The 14,882-nt window shown below is 51.2% G+C and carries 17 protein-coding genes and 2 pseudogenes; 1 reads left to right on the top strand and 18 read right to left on the bottom strand.

Features of this window, described 5'->3' with window-relative positions; genetic code table 11:
- Positions 1-13 precede the first annotated feature (13 nt).
- From B5G42_RS13775 to B5G42_RS13690, 18 genes and pseudogenes are all read right to left on the bottom strand, one after another.
- Complete coding sequence (locus tag B5G42_RS13775; RefSeq protein WP_058966413.1) at positions 14-880, bottom strand: VirB6/TrbL-like conjugal transfer protein, CD1112 family; 867 nt, start codon at positions 878-880, stop codon at positions 14-16.
- An 11-nt stretch (positions 881-891) separates the two neighbouring features.
- Positions 892-984, bottom strand: a pseudogene (locus B5G42_RS18745) (Maff2 family protein); the annotation flags it as partial.
- A gap of 86 nt (positions 985-1,070) precedes the next feature.
- Entirely contained in the window at positions 1,071-2,690 is a 1,620-nt protein-coding gene (locus B5G42_RS13765; protein ID WP_002571010.1) for a recombinase family protein, read from the bottom strand.
- A gap of 111 nt (positions 2,691-2,801) precedes the next feature.
- Positions 2,802-2,990, bottom strand: a complete 189-nt coding sequence (locus B5G42_RS13760) for a transposon-encoded TnpW family protein (RefSeq protein ID WP_002571011.1) — start codon at positions 2,988-2,990, stop codon at positions 2,802-2,804.
- 14 nt (positions 2,991-3,004) lie between these two features.
- Positions 3,005-3,847: an ATP-binding protein gene (locus B5G42_RS13755; RefSeq protein WP_002571012.1), complete on the bottom strand. Its 843-nt coding sequence runs from the start codon at positions 3,845-3,847 to the stop codon at positions 3,005-3,007.
- A complete protein-coding gene (locus tag B5G42_RS13750) occupies positions 3,844-4,575 on the bottom strand; it encodes a replication initiator protein A (RefSeq protein ID WP_009273433.1) in 732 nt (243 codons plus the stop codon). Before B5G42_RS13750 ends, B5G42_RS13755 begins: the two co-directional genes overlap by 4 nt.
- Positions 4,576-4,710: 135 nt before the next feature.
- The gene (locus tag B5G42_RS13745) at positions 4,711-5,097 is read right to left on the bottom strand and encodes a cysteine-rich VLP domain-containing protein (protein WP_002571014.1); all 387 of its coding nucleotides are present in this window, start codon (positions 5,095-5,097) and stop codon (positions 4,711-4,713) included.
- Complete coding sequence (locus B5G42_RS13740) at positions 5,087-6,703, bottom strand: relaxase/mobilization nuclease domain-containing protein (RefSeq protein WP_002571015.1); 1,617 nt, start codon at positions 6,701-6,703, stop codon at positions 5,087-5,089. The genes B5G42_RS13745 and B5G42_RS13740 overlap by 11 nt, the downstream gene beginning before the upstream one ends.
- Positions 6,675-7,073, bottom strand: a complete 399-nt coding sequence (mobC, locus tag B5G42_RS13735) for a plasmid mobilization protein (RefSeq protein WP_002578912.1) — start codon at positions 7,071-7,073, stop codon at positions 6,675-6,677. Before mobC ends, B5G42_RS13740 begins: the two co-directional genes overlap by 29 nt.
- Positions 7,074-7,090: 17 nt before the next feature.
- Positions 7,091-7,567: a hypothetical protein gene (locus B5G42_RS13730; protein ID WP_040013272.1), complete on the bottom strand. Its 477-nt coding sequence runs from the start codon at positions 7,565-7,567 to the stop codon at positions 7,091-7,093.
- 227 nt (positions 7,568-7,794) lie between these two features.
- Positions 7,795-8,406, bottom strand: a complete 612-nt coding sequence (locus B5G42_RS13725; RefSeq protein WP_002571017.1) for a Type 1 glutamine amidotransferase-like domain-containing protein — start codon at positions 8,404-8,406, stop codon at positions 7,795-7,797.
- A 332-nt stretch (positions 8,407-8,738) separates the two neighbouring features.
- A complete protein-coding gene (gene erm(52), locus B5G42_RS13720) occupies positions 8,739-9,668 on the bottom strand; it encodes a 23S rRNA (adenine(2058)-N(6))-methyltransferase Erm(52) (RefSeq protein WP_002571018.1) in 930 nt (309 codons plus the stop codon).
- Between the two features lie 458 nt (positions 9,669-10,126).
- Entirely contained in the window at positions 10,127-10,324 is a 198-nt protein-coding gene (locus tag B5G42_RS13715) for a helix-turn-helix domain-containing protein (RefSeq protein ID WP_002571019.1), read from the bottom strand.
- Complete coding sequence (locus tag B5G42_RS13710; RefSeq protein WP_002571020.1) at positions 10,317-10,739, bottom strand: sigma-70 family RNA polymerase sigma factor; 423 nt, start codon at positions 10,737-10,739, stop codon at positions 10,317-10,319. The genes B5G42_RS13715 and B5G42_RS13710 overlap by 8 nt, the downstream gene beginning before the upstream one ends.
- 163 nt (positions 10,740-10,902) lie before the next feature.
- Positions 10,903-11,346 (bottom strand): zinc ribbon domain-containing protein, encoded by a 444-nt coding sequence (locus tag B5G42_RS13705; RefSeq protein ID WP_002571021.1) that lies wholly within the window; start codon positions 11,344-11,346, stop codon positions 10,903-10,905.
- Positions 11,347-11,475: 129 nt separating this feature from the next.
- Positions 11,476-11,604 (bottom strand): annotated as a pseudogene (locus B5G42_RS13700) (Maff2 family protein); the annotation flags it as partial.
- Positions 11,605-11,700: 96 nt separating this feature from the next.
- Positions 11,701-13,536 (bottom strand): VirD4-like conjugal transfer protein, CD1115 family, encoded by a 1,836-nt coding sequence (locus B5G42_RS13695; protein ID WP_087271430.1) that lies wholly within the window; start codon positions 13,534-13,536, stop codon positions 11,701-11,703.
- Positions 13,523-13,957, bottom strand: a complete 435-nt coding sequence (locus tag B5G42_RS13690; RefSeq protein ID WP_242961232.1) for a PcfB family protein — start codon at positions 13,955-13,957, stop codon at positions 13,523-13,525. The genes B5G42_RS13695 and B5G42_RS13690 overlap by 14 nt, the downstream gene beginning before the upstream one ends.
- 329 nt (positions 13,958-14,286) lie before the next feature.
- On the opposite strand from B5G42_RS13690, the gene B5G42_RS13685 reads away from it, so the two are divergent.
- Positions 14,287-14,882, top strand: a 596-nt coding sequence (locus tag B5G42_RS13685; protein WP_140399858.1) for an IS110 family transposase, incomplete at its 3' end; no start/stop codon positions are given.

Raw genomic sequence — 14,882 nt, 5'->3', positions numbered from 1 at the left:
TAACACCCCTTTCTCAATGTGCGCTAAAGATACTTCGCGCAATCGTCCCGGTTTTGAACAGCATGAAGCAGAGCAAAACTGTATAGCCCACGGTGCCCCAAATCGCCCCAATGGGATCTCCGCCCGTGGCAATTCCCTGGATCAGCACCGCATAAATCGCAACACACACCAGAATGAGTAGCCCCTGGAAGCCCACGGCAAAGAGGGAGCGCAGATAGTTCTGCCCGATCTGTCCCACCTCCCGGTGGGAGATCGTTGCCATAGGGATGGGAGCCAAACTGGTGAGTAAATAGATTTCCAACATTCTGCCATACACCAACACAAAAATGACGATGCCCAGCGCCCACATAGTAACGCCAATAATAGAGGACTGGAGCCACAGGCCCAAAAGCGGCCCTAAATCCATCCCCTCCAGGGTGGTTTCCAGCTCCGTCATCATATCCGGCGTGATGTCCGTGGAGCCCTGGATCAGACCGCCCGCCTGGGCGATCACCGTCTGCGATACGTCAAAGACGGCCATCACAATATTAAAGGTGTTTGAGAGAATGAAGATAGCACAAGCCGTTTTGAATATCCATTTGTAGATATTCGCCACATCAAACTCGTGCATATTGTTTTTTTCCAAAAGCATCTGAATGAGCTCATAGGTGGCAACAAAGGTCAGCACCAGCCCGGCAATCGGCAGGATCACCGTTTCGGAAAGCTGGCGGATGAGGGAAAATACCCCGGCGTTCCACGCCGCCGGGGTAGTCCCCACCTGTACCGCAATCTCTCCGACTTGGGTATTGACGTAATCAAAGAGCCCCTCCAGGTTCCCCATGATCCCGCCAATCAGCAGCTCTTTGAGCCAGTCCGTGAGCCAGTCGGTGAGAAAATCCATAAGCCGCTACCTTAAAACAGGCCGGACAGCAGAGGGATCAGGGTGGTGCCCAGCAGGATGATGCCGCCGCCCGCCATGAGCTGCTTCATGCCCTGGCTTTTTGCTTATGTGTGATAAAGAAGTAATAGAAGTGTAAAAAATTTTGCCGTTCCTATCCGGCACTTGGCCATTGTGTCGGATAGGTCGGGCGTTAGGCTTCGGGCAAGTCAATCTTGCCGACAAAGCTGTAATAAATCTCAATGTCCTGCCTGCGGGTGCCGTTCTCGTCATAGCTACACTCATGCACGACGATTTTCTCAATCATTTCCCGCAAGAGGGTGGGGGTAAGTTCCTCAAAGGCAAGGTGCTTTCGGACGATACCCATAAACTTTTCCGCGTTGACGGTGGCGGCCTGCGACTTGTCCAGTTCGGCCTGCAAAGCGGCGGCGCGGTCTTTCAGTTCCCGCTGTTCCTGCTCATAGTCTGCCGACAGTTCCATGAAACGCTCGTCGCTGATTTTGCCGTTCACATTGTCCTCATACAGCCGCTTGATAATGCGGCTCACTTCGGCAATGCGCTCCTGCGCCTGTTCAAGCTGCTTGGTGGCTGCGGCGGTCTTTCTCTTGCCGCCGATCTCGTTCTGCTGGATAAGCAGCTTCACAAAGCGGCTCTCGTGCTTGGCGGCGTATTCGGTCACTTGCCGGAGATTGGAGAGGACACCGGCGGTCAACAGGTCGGTGCGGATAAAGTGCGCCGTACAGTCGCGGGTGCGCTTCTTGTAGCTGCCGCAGATGTAACAGTCCTGCTTGCGGTTCTTGTTCTGATACCGCTGCTGGTACATCACATGACCGCAGTCGGCGCAGAACAGCATACCGGAGAACAGCCCCACTTCATCATAGCGGTTCGGGCGTTTGCGCTGCTTGCGTAACTCCTGCACGCGCTCCCATGTTTCCCGGTCTATGATAGGCTCATGGTGGTTCTCAAAAATGGCCTGCTTCTCTACGGGGTTCTCTACACTGTGCTTGACCTTGTAAGAGGGCTTCTCCGTCTTGAAGTTTACCAGACAGCCGGTGTACTCCCGGTTTTCGAGGATATGAACAACGGTGTTCGTCGCCCATTTGCACTCATAGCCGGGGTGGTAGCGGCGGGTGCTGCCCGTCCTGCGGTATTCCAGCGTTCCCGGCGTAGGGATTTGCTGCTCCGTAAGCATACGGGCAATCTTGGTCGGGCCATTCCCGGCAAGGCAAAGCTGGTATATCTGCTGGACAACCGGCGCGGTTTCCTCGTCAACGAGATAGTTCTCGTCCTCGTCCATGAGATAGCCATAGACCGGCTTGCTGGTAACGGGCTTGCCGCTCATGCCTTTTGCTCGTTTTACTGCTTTGATTTTCTTGCTCGTATCTCTCACCAGCCATTCGTTGAACAGATTTCGCAGAGGGGTAAAATCGTTGTCCATGCCGCCGTTTGCGCTGTCCACATTGTCGTTGACAGCGATAAAACGCACTCCCTTTTGAGGGAACAGCATTTCCGTGTAAAACCCTACCTGCAAGTAGTTTCGCCCTAACCGGCTCATGTCCTTGACGATGACCGTACCCACTTTCCCGGCTTCAATGTCTGCAAGCATGGCTTGAAAACCGGGGCGCTGGAAGTTCGCGCCGGAAAAGCCGTCGTCGGTGTACCAGCGCAGGTTGGTAAAGCCATTCTGTTTTGCAAAGGCTTCGAGTATCCTTTTTTGGTTCGATATGGAATTACTCTCACCTTGCAATTCGTCCTCATGGGACAATCTCGGATAAAGGGCGGTAATGAGGTTTTGGGTGGCTTGTCTTAACATAAAATCCTCCGTTTCCGACAGCCAGCCCCACTATTCCGTAGCTTTATTGTACCACGGAATAGCGGGGGCTGTATAGCGGCAAAAGTGTAAAATCTGCTTCTTTATGGTTTGTCAAATTGCCGGTTTTTGTGTAGCAGCGGCTTCCGCTTCCAGTACCCGCGCCATTTTGTCGGCGGCGGTGGTGGTAGTGTCTTTCTTGAAATAGCCGGACACGACAAGGACGGAATTGCCCATGCGGATTTCCGTCACGCAGTCGGGGCGGCGGGCGGTGCGGGTGTCGTGCTGCTTGTTATCTGTCATAGGCAATACTCCTTTCAGTCGGTAATCAGTTTCTTCATGCTCTCCATTTTCCGCTGCGCGGCTTCCTGCCGGAAGTTGTCGCCGGTAAAGCGTACCGGGACGCACATGGAAAGCAGGCGGTCATAAATCCGGGAATGGGCGGTGTCCTCCGGGTTCCGCAGGTCGTCCAGCGTGAGGTTGGTCGTGACGATCAGCGGCTTGCCGCTGCGGTAACGGCTGTCAATCACATTGAAAACCTGTTCCAGCCCGTACTCGGTGCCGCGCTCCATGCCGAAGTCGTCAATGATAAGCAGCGGATAGCGGCAAAGGCGGGAAATGTACTCGTTGCGGTTCTCAAAGCTGGCGGCAAGGTCGTTGAGGATAAGGGCAAAATTCGTCATGTGGACGGGGATTTCTTTCTCCATAAGGGCGTTTGCGATACAGCCCGCAAGGTAGCTTTTCCCGGTTCCCACGCCGCCCCAGAACAGGCAGCCGATATTGTCGGCTCGCATATCCTCCCAGTGTTCCACATACCGGCGGGCAATCCCGGCCTGCGGGTTCCTGCCGTTGTCGTTCTCAAAAGTCCAGTCCCGCATGGTGGGGTCGGTAAAGCCCCGGCGTTTCAGTTCCTCCACGGTGTCAAAGTGCCTGCGCCGCTTCTCGGCGGCCTCCCGTTCCTCGCGGGCGGCTCTCTGGCAGTCGCACTCTGCCGGGTGGCGGTCGCGGCCAAAGATAGCGGCCTTATCCGGCGCAAAATAGGCTTCTTTCGGCTTGCGGCACCTGCCGCAGTACAGTAAACCGTCCTCGCCGGTGTAGTCCTCCGGCTCCGGGGTGGCAGTCGTCATATTCTCCAAAACAGCGTTGATTTCGTTCTTCATAAACTCTCGCCCTCCTTGCATGAGTAGTCAGGGATGCCCTTTTTCGGGGCGCCCTTTTTGTCGTTCCCCGCCCATATCCGAAGGGCGGCGGCATAGTTCTGGTAGCTTTTCCCGCTGGCGGCAAGGTAGCGGCTCATTTCCTCGATGAACCGTTCCAGCCTGTCGGGGTACTCTGCCTGCAACTCGTCGTATTCGGTCTGTGACAGAAAAATATTCTGGTATCGGCCATAGGGCGCGGGCGGCTCCCCACTCACTCCCTTTGTTTGGTTCTCTGTAAGGTTGTTTATAGTAGTTTGGTTAGGGGACGGTTTTCCGACCATCATAAGGTCGGTTTTCTGACCATCAGTTGGTCGGTTTTCCGGCTCTATGAGGGTCGGTTTTCCGGCCATCAGTTGGTCGGAAAACTGTACCTGTGGCACACGCGGCACTTTCACATACAGTCGGTTCGGTGCGGAGAAGCCGCCCCGTTCCCGTTCCAGCAGCCCCGCCATGTCCAGTTCATTCAGCGCCCCCTTTATGGTGGTGCTGCCTTTATCCAGTATTTCGGCTATCTCCGCGATGGGATAGATAATATAAATCCTGCCCTCGCCGTCCTGCCACTTGTTCTTCTGGGAGAGGGTGGAGCGGTCTAACAGCAGCGCATAGAGCAGCTTGGCGGTCTGGGAAATCTCCATTTTCAGCAGGAAACGGGGATAGGGCAGATAGGCGGGCAGCTTCGTGTCTGCCATGATATAATCAGCGATAGGATCACCTCCCTGTGTTCGGGTTGATTTTGACGGTTTGTACGCATTTAGAACGCTGTTTCCGGGGGAAAAGGATAAATGTATCGCGTACCCTTTGACACCCACGAAAAAAGCCTTGATTTATGCGGGTTTGAAAGGCTCTAAAGCGTGACATTTCTGCCTTTGTTTCTGCTTTCGCTCGGCGGCTTTGATTTTCTTCATGCGTCCGGCGCAGCCGGGGCAGTATTTTCCCCGGTTGGATTTGGGGACAAAGGCCGCGCCGCAGACGGCGCACCGTTTCCGGCTCCCCCGGTACAAGAGGGCTGCGGCCAGCTCCCCGTCAAGGGGCAGGACAGCCACACGGAACCAGCGGCACATGAGGGAAAAGGAAATGCTCTGGACGCATACGCAAGGCTCCCCGTCGTCCAACAGCAGGCAGTTCCCCTCGTCGTAGTTACAGCACTCATGCACCAGCCGCCGCGCCCGCCGGTGCTGGCGGTAGTCCATGCGGGGCAGGTTATCGCTCATGGCTCTGCTCCTTTCTGCGGCGGGGTTCCTCCCGGCGCAAAATCTGGTCGATGTTCCGCTTGACGGTCTGCAACTCCTTAAACCGCTGTTTCTGTGCGTGATAGGTGTTATACAGGCCGGATTTCTTGGAAACAAGCTGCTCGATCTCGTCCTGCAACGCTTTCCGGGCGGGCAGCCTGGTAATGCCATGTGCCTTGAAATACCGGGCGGCTGCGTCGGCTATGATAAAATCGCTCTCATGCGCCTGCCGGTATGCTTCGCGGGCTTTGGGGGATTTCTGCGCTTTCAGGCCGTCGCGGACGGGTTTGGTCTTGGCGTAGGCCAGCACCTGTCGCTGCAATTCCTTTTTCCCTTGCAGCTTCGTTTCCAGTGCTTTCAGTTCGCCGCTGGTCTGGCGCATTTCCTGATAGGCGGTATCAACGGCGGCTTCTAACTGCTCCGGGGAAGTGAAGCCGTATTCCTGATACACATTCAGCGTCGCGGCCATCTGTTTGAGGTTGTGCATGGTCGCCCAGCGTTCATAGCCCCGGCCTTTCCCCTCGGCTTTCTTCTGCTCAATGTCCACAAGCCGCTGCACATTCGGGGCGGTTCGGGCGGCTCTGTCTGCCCGCAGTTGGTCTTGGATAGAGGGCGGGGTGCTGGATATAGCCGCGGCCTTTTCTGCGGCTCTGGCGGCGTTCTGCTCCAAAACGGCAAGGACAGCGGCGCGGTCAAAATCGTCGCCCAGCTTGCGGGCGGAAATGGGCTTTGTCCTGTCCGGCGTGAGGTAACTAAGCCGCCCCCGGCTCTCCTTGACGGTCACGCCCTCCCGCAGCAGCAGAGAGGAAAAATCCTCGAATGAGGCCGCCGCAGACAGCGCGGCGCGTATGGTCTGCCGCAGCTTCTCTTTGTTCGTTTCAAACTTGGTCTGCCGGGGCGTGATACCGCCTGCAATCATGGGGGCGTTCTGCTTGTCCAGCGCGGCCTGTCCCTTTTTCTGCGCCCAATACTCCCGGTCTGTGACGCGGTTCTTGCTGCCGTTCAAGAGGTCGATTTGGTAAAGCCCCTCCCGGTGGCACATCTCCATGACTTCGGACTTGAAGTAGCGCAAGGCCGCGTCGGTACAGCGGTGCTTGCACCCGGCTTTCGTGTCGGCTGGCCTGTCCATGTAGGGCAGGAACGGGACTTCCTCTATCCGCAGCGAATTGATAACGATATGCACATGGATATTGCCGCTGTGGTTATGCCCGTCCGGGTGGGTGCATACAAGGGCTTGGTGGCCGGGGAAATGCTCGGCGCAAAACTTCTCGCCCAATTCCTGCGCCCGGTCTACGGTCAGGCCGTTGTCCGGGCCGTCCCGTGGGTCAAAGCTGATGATATAGTGGTGACTTTTCACATCTTCCCGCCGTTGGTTTTTCTCATAGCGGAGATTTGCCCGCATACAGGCAACGGCAAAATCCTCCCCGCCGCAGTTCAGCGTGGACAGCCGGTAGTCCTCGCGGGGGATAAGCCTGCCGGTTTCATCAAGGACGGGCTTCATGGTAAACTCGTCATGCTCAAAAAGCAGGTATTGTTCGGCGGCTCCGTAGTCGGCGTTTTTAGAGTTGATATGCTTGAGTGTTGCCAACCGCGTCACCTACTTTCTGTAAGATTTCATACTTGAGGGCGGCAAGGTCGGCTATGGCGGCGCGTACCTCGCCGGACAGCGCATTGTAGGGTACGCCGTACTCGTTCAGATACCGGGCAATCTGGTTGAGGTTGCCGCCGATCCTGCCGTACTCGGCTGTGAGTTTCCCGACAGCGGAAAGCAGCTCGTCATTGACCGCCGACACATGGATAATTGGGCGTATGGCGGTGCGCCGTATCGCCTGCCGGAGAAATTCGGACTGGCTGATACCATAGGGCGCAAGCCGCGCTGTGAAGTCGGCGTATTCATCTTCGGACAGCCGGGTTTTCACAACGCGGCTGCGGTGGGGCGTGTTGTATCGCTTCGGCATGGGCTGTAAACCTCCTTTCACTTATCACAAAAAATAGGCTGGTCTGTTAGGTATTTCCGGGGCAGTTCTCGCAAAAAAACGGCCTGCCGAACGGAAATCTTTTTGCGGCGCAAGCCGCCATAGCAGGGTTTGGGGAAGGCACTCCCCAACAAGTTTCCCGCGAGGGACAAAACCGCAGAATTGCGGATTTTGGCACCGTGGTAGAAACTTGCTCTAAGACTGCCGCAGACTGCCCCTGTCTGGTTTTTCCGTACATAGAACGGACAGGACAGGGCTTGCGGCCCGCTGTGGGCGGCCTTTTTTCCTTTCGCCAATATGACGCCGGAACGGGGCTTTGCTGCCCGCTGGCTGCGGCTTTTTCCCTTTCCGCTAAAGATACATTTCAAAGGCCGCCAGCTACCCGCTGGACGGGGATTTTTCAAAATTTCTTTTGCCTTAGTAATCCGGGCAACAGGATTTTGGCAACCGGCGGGGCAGAGAATTTTTCCTTTCACTCCCCACACCACCGCTCTTAGAAATTTGCCAAACGGAGCAGGCAGTTTTTTCTGGCTTCACCTACCTACTACGGGTGATTTTCGATTTTGCCAAATGGACACAAAAAAAGCAGCAAATCTTTTTCAGACTTACTGCTTTCGCTGGCCGCTGGTGGGCGGCTGATATTCAGTTTTGAAAGTTCGGGTCAGGGTGCCCCGAAGATAAAAAAACAACAGTATTCAATTTATTAAATAATTTCCTGTCGATTCCCTTTAATCAATACAGTTTGACCGTCAGCCAATTCAATCAAATCGTTCTTCGATATATCTCCAAAAGGGCTCTCTTTTTCAGCGTGTGGTATCAACGGATTTGCTAAATATCCTAATCCATCGGAAAAATTTCCGGCAGCAATCATACTACCTGCGCTAATTCCCAGATACACCAATCCATTCTCTATTGCTTGCTTTAGGGGCTTCGAAAATCCTGTTCTGTTTATTTCGCTAAGAAGCGTATGGGCATTTCCTCCACAAAAAGCAATCATGTCATATTGAGTGAGTTCTTGAACACTCATTAAGCGAAACGGTACAGGTATGTCACTAATATAACTTGAATATGTTCTTTTATATCCATCGGAAAGTAAAAACGCAAGATTATATATAAGAATATTATTCATAGGTATTCCCATATTCATAAGGCGCTCCATACATACAATGATTCCTTCTCGCGCACCATCATTTCCAACTGCGGCGGATGGAACCAAAATCGCTTTTGTGTTAATCGGTTCTTTTCCGATACATTTCCAAAATAATACCATAGTCTTTTCGTTTAAGCCACTTGAAGTTAAGAACAGGGTTCTCATAAACTTAGTCCTCTTTTAATTTTTCAAATTTCTGATTCTATGTAAGATGATAAAACATCAATTCATACCGAAATAATCCCATAATGTTAGTTATTTTGTTTTTTTTCAATACAGCTTACCATTATTATCACTATTCCGCGAGTATTAGATGACCTTAAATTCAATCTCTCCTTCTTGTATCTAACAAATATATTCTACTACCCCTGTTGTTTTTACTTTCTAATATACTTTTATGGTTAACTCATTGAAATCTACTATCAACAAAATCCAGCATTAAATTCTCTTCTCAGATTTTCGCACTACCATGCACATTTTTATAGAAATTATCAATACTATCTATTTTTTGTACCATTAGAAGTATCAATCCTTGTTCTACATTTCTTATTGCTACTAGACTTTCGTAAAGATGTTCTGTTTTGCTTTTTCAATTTTTTATTCATTTTTTGAAGTTTTTTATATGCATCTTGAAACTTTTTTTTCTTTTCATCTGTCAATCCAATTTTGGAGTAATAATAAATATTCATCCACTGCTCGGCCGTGATTAACGTATATGAATTTGAAAGACTAATTCTATTGGCTTTTCCCAATCTTTTGATTTGCTCATTAGAAAATAAAATAGAAAGTCTCTCTTTAGCAGTCTCTCCTTTAATATTAGTGTAAAAAAAAGCCACTAAATCTTTATAATTTTGAAGATCATCACCACTCAATCTATCATCCCATAACTGCATATGAAGCATAACTGTATCAACATTAGGCGAAGGAAAAAAATCGCTCCTTTTAAAACTATGTGTAATTTCTACCTTATATTGTGCCTTTATTATAGCAGCACGAAAACCTTCATATTTTTGTAATGGAATACCGCAATTCTTTTTAGCTGCCTCTCTTTGAATTATGATATTTATATCTGATGGTGGATTTACATCGTCTGTTAATTTCCTAATAATATCCGCTGTTATCTGAAAAGGAATATTGGAGAATATTTTATATCTGCGATTTAAAGGCAACTTATATTTTAAAAAATCACCAAATATATATGTAACATTATCATGACTGTGATATCTTACTAAATTATTATATAATTCTTGATCATATTCAACTGCAACAACCTCTCCAGCATGCTGAGAAAGTACATCTGTTATTATCCCTTTTCCAGGACCAATTTCAATAACATAATCTGTTACATCAATATTTGACTTGCTTATTAAACGTTCTACCAACTTTTTATTAACCAAAAAATTTTGTGAATATCCAAGATTTTTCATCTAATCGCACCTCATTCTCTATTTATTTTCATAACTATATACGAGTAAGCCCTAACGTTGCATAAAAAACAGCCCCTGTAAAACGATATATAAGTAAAGTGCGCCAATAACCTATTCTTTCAAACACGATGAATGACCATTGTAATTTCTTAAAAAATGTACAATTACTTTAAAATATTATATATCTGATCTTTACCTGAATCATTTGCTCACTATTGTTGTATCTATTTTCTTGCATAGACCATTTTTTTTGGGCACATACCAGTCTCACGGAACGACTGTTGCACATTTTCTAAAACATAGAAGACAAAATATTTTTACTCTATAGAATTCTTTCAAAAAATATAATTACTATTTGTCGATGGCTTTATTATACTATGACCGCTTACTTATGGGAATAGATGAATTGTAAACTTGCTGGTGAAAATCGCTAATGACAGTCGGTGTTCGTTCTTTGCTTATCGGTCAAAGCGAAATTTGAACAGCGCGGCGATTAGCTTCTGTTTTATATGTTCCTCAACCTCGGCGCTGACTTTCCCGTGTACTTTGGAACAGTATCGGATATATCCGACGTAGTGGGAAAGAACGGTGTCGATTGCGTCCGGGTCGCCCTCATGCGCCTTGACGATTGTTTCATAGGGGAGAAGTTTACTCATAGCGTTTTCCCTCCATGAGCCGCCGGAGCCGCTTCAAGGCAAGCTGGATATGCCGCCCTGCTGTGCTGCGTGTCCGTCCGATATGTACGCCGATCACCCGCTGCGGCTGGCGCAGGAAATAGTAACGGAAAATTTCTTCCTGTGTCTGCTCTGGCAAAAGGGCAAGGGCGGCGGCGAGTTCCGCATGGTACAGAACGGCGGTCTGGCCGCAGGCGGTAAAAAGATATTCTTCAAGCTGCTCCGGCTCGGCAAGCTGGACAAACTTCTCATTCATCAGATAGTCAAGGGAAACTTCCCGTTCCCACCTCCGGCGCAGCTTCAAAATTATATCTATGGCGGCGTGACGAATGACAACCTTGCAAAAGGCGTTAAAGGTGTACTGGATATGCACTTTGTAGGCTTCATCTTCGGTCATGGAAATTCCCCCTCTCTGATAATAGTGCGGGGCGGCAGCACTCCTTGCTGTCGCCCCTTGATTGCCTACCAGCAAAGGCGGGCGGGGCTGTCAACGGCGGCGCGGTACGCGCCGTTCATCTTGACCGTTGACTGGCTCGGCTGGCTTTGCTATGACAATATAGTTATTTCCAGTGCTTTAATTGCGAAAGGTACAAATCAAACTGATTACGTCTGGTTTCTTCATCTGCGTTATCGGGATTTGGCATATTCGCAACCAGATAATCCAATAAAGATTCCTTGGATTGATATGCAAATTTCCCATTAGCATAGCACCATTTACAATAGTCCTCGTTATAGCTTCCGTCTGGTTCTCGGCTAATCAGACCATCTTCATTCAATGGCATTCCGCAACACTGACAAACAAGTTGCCGTGGAGAACCCAGAAGCGTATTGATTGACACATCAAAAACTCGTGATAACAGTTTTAAGGTATCTGTATTTGGCTGCGTTTCGCCTGTTTCCCAGCGACTAACCGCCTGTCGGGTAACTTGCACACGTTCAGCCAGTTGTTCTTGCGTAAGGTTGTTTTTCTCGCGTAAATTTTTAAGAATACCTTGTATTTCCATGCCCGTCCCTCCTAAAGGTTGTTTTTACTCATTATAACTTCAAAATGGGGTTTTAACAAGCAACTCGCTGTTGCTGCGGAATAGTGGGCTGCTGTCTATCAATTCTTATGTGTTACTTTATGGCACATGAGCATTGGAGCCGGGATTATCACTGCCGTACCCCTCCAGGAGATTGACAACGCCCCACACGCCAAGGCCAGCGCCGAGAGCCACAACAAGGGTCTGCAAAGTATCAATAGCGGAAGAAAAGAACTGCATATAGCCTCCATTTCTCCGGGGGTTTCCCCGGCCATGAAAAAAGCCGCCCATACAGGCGGCAGGTTACGGCCTCTGGACACTTTGTCCAGAAGTGCTTTATACATAGGCATCCGGATCGTCCACATCATCGTAGTTGAGGATGTCCTCGTCCTTGCTTACGGGCCCTGTGTCCGATACGTCTACCTCGTACACCTCACAAGCCTCGTTCAGCCCAGGCCGCCTGCGGCGGTTAATGAGCTTATCAAGGTAAAAGGCGTTTTTCTTTTTATCGGCCTCAGCCGTGTACTTGTAGTTCGGGTGCTGCTTCAAATCGTATTTGGACGAGAAGAACGGGGGCAGGCCCCGCAGCTGCAAAATGCACTTATCGCCCGGCATGGTAGCCAGCTCGCTGGGGGTCATCAGCTCCCGGCCCAGCCGCTGGGTGTTCTGGTTGTAGCTTTCCGACTGCCCACGGGAGCGGCCCTCGGTCTGCATGGAGATCGTGGCCTTTCCCAGCCAGTTCTCGGAAATTTCCTTGATGGTGGAGCTTTCCCGCCCACCCAGGAAAATCACGCTGTCCATGTTTCCCAGGATCGTTTCGGCGTTGTCCTTGTATATGGCCTTGCATTGGGCGTACTGCTGGTAGAACAGGCACAGGCTTACCTCACGGGAACGGATGACGGCCACCAGCTTCTCCAGTGAGGGCACCTGGCCCGTGTTGGCCGCCTCGTCCCACAGCACCCGCACATGATGGGGCAGGCGGCCCCCGTGAACATTGTCGGCCCGTTCACACAGGAGATTGAACATCTGCGAAAAGGCCAGGGCAACAATGAAGTTATAAGTGGGGGTTGTGTCGGAAATCGTGAAGAAAACCGCCGTTTTCCGATCCCCGATGCGGTCAAGTTCCAGCTCGTCATAGCTCATAATCTCCCGGAGCTGGGGGATGTCAAAGGGGGCCAGCCGGGAGCCGCAGGAAATCAAAATGCTTTTCGCGGTCTTGCCGCTGGCAAGTTTGTACTTCTTGTACTGCTTGACCGCAAAGCAATCCGGCTTGCGCTTTTCCAGTCCCTTGAACATATAGTCCACTGCGTTCATATAGGACTCGTCATCCTCTTTCACGTCCATGCCGGAAATCATATCCACCAGGGTATTGATGTTCCGATCCTCAGCGGGGGCCTCAAAAATGATATAGGCAATCAAGGCACAGTACAAAAGCGTTTCCGCCTTCGTCCAAAATGGATCACCCTCCTTGCCCTCGCCTTTGGTGTTGGCTATGAGGGTGTCCACAAATTTGAGGATGTCCGCCTCGTTGTGAATGTAGGACAGCGGATTGTAGTGCATGGATTTTGAAAAATCTATGCTGTTAAACACTTTGATCTGATACCCCCGGCGTTGCAGAAAAGCCCCCACCTGGGAGAGTACCCCGCCTTTTGGATCGACGCACACATAAGAGCTGTGCGCCTGGAGAAGCTGGGGCGTGAGCCAGAAACGGGTTTTGCCGGAGCCGGACGAGCCGATGATGCAGGCGTTGAGGTTGCGGGCGTTGGCGGGATTTTTGGGCCGGGTGTTCATAGTGAGAAACTCCGTCTTTGTCAAAATGACGTTGTTCTCAAACTTCGGATCGACAAAGGGCTTGATGTCTTTTTCGGTGCCCCAGCGGGCCGACCCGTATTCCTCATCCCGCCGAAATTTCTTTGCGTTCTTGCCTTTGAAGTAGATCAGCAGGCGAAAGCCCACCGTGCCCACAATGCCGATGAGCCAGTCGAAGGGGGCAAGCCCTGGCGCAAAGTCGGCAAAGGCCGGGCCGATGCTCTGCCCCAGGCCCATGAGCTTGTGGGCAAAGTCTGCTCCAGGAGCCAGGCGGTAAGCTGTCCCCAGCTTTAGGCAGGCCCACAGAATAAACAGGTACGGGATATTGGGTATCACATACTTTTTGACGCTATCTGTCCTCATGTACCGCCTCCCTTGCACGTTCTTTCTTGTGGGACGGCTGGCGGGCCAGTTCAGCGGCAGCCCGTTTGAGCTGTTCCCGGATGGGAACACGTTGGGACTTGGAACGCTTCAACACACGCCGGGAATATTCCGAAAAGCAAGCGGTGATGGCGTCGGCCTGCCCGCTTTTGAAGAACAACAGGTATTTGTCTGGCCCGGTCTTGTAAAAGGCATAGTCCACATTCCATTTCCGGGCCACCCGGTCAAAATCCTTTGGGGACTCCACCTCGATGCTGTTCGTAGCGGCCCCGTGGCCCATGAGCTGACGCACCGTCTGTTTTCCGTGGGGTGTCTGGCGGGCCCGGTACGTTTTCTTAATCTTCCGGCCCACCGCCAGACACGCCTGGGCCAGCACTCGGCCCGTGAGCTTTGTTGCCTTGATCGAAACTGCTATGGTACGTCTGGAAACGTCCTCGTCAATCAGCCGTATCCCTCCTATTACAATAAATTTGGACAGGAAAGCCGGGCAGCCAGTCCGGCTTTCTCTCCATCTCGTGCCTAAGCTACAATAAGGGGAGCAACTGGCTGACCAATCCCTCCTTGGGCTTTTATGTCCGTTCGAAAGACTGTCAGCCATCCTCTTGTTGCAGCGTTCGATTTGAGCAGGTTGAGCCACCGGATACCGGAGAGTTCGTGTCACCCAATAGATTGAATCGGCAACGAGAAAAGATGGATTTCCGGTTGCAGATTCTTGGTATTGGAGGAATGTGAATGAACTGTGTTGGCATCGATGTTTCCAAGGGCAAGAGCACGATTGCAGTCATGCGGCCTTTTGGAGAAGTAGTGGTTTCACCCTTTGAAGTGTGCCACACCGCCAGTGAACTGAGTGAGCTGGCAAGGCTGCTCAAAAGCCTGGACGGTGAGACCCGTGTGGTGATGGAATCCACGGGCAATTACCATGCGCCGGTGGCCTGGCTGCTCCACGGCGCGGGGCTTTATGTTTCTGTAGTCAATGCAATGCTGGTGCACGACTACGGGAACAACAGTTTAAGACGGGGCAAGACCGACAAGAAGGATGCCGTGAAGCTGGCCAACTACGGTCTTGACCACTGGCTCACACTTCCGAGATATGTCCCGGAAGAAGATGCCCGGCTCATGCTGAAGACCTGCTACCGTCAGTACCAACAGTATTCCAAAGTACAGACCATGCTGAAAAACAACTTGATCTCCCTGCTGGACACCGCTTTTCCTGATGCAAACCGCCTGTTTACCAGTCCGCCCCGCGCCGATGGCAGCGAAAAGTGGGTGGACTTTGTAGCTGCTTTCTGGCATTGCGAATGTGTCTGTGGCCTGTCTAAGAAAGCCTT

The sequence above is a fragment of the Flavonifractor sp. An91 genome, from assembly GCF_002159225.1.
Taxonomy (GTDB): Bacteria; Bacillota; Clostridia; order Oscillospirales; family Oscillospiraceae; genus Flavonifractor; species Flavonifractor avicola.
This window is presented reverse-complemented; position numbering and strand designations above follow the sequence as displayed.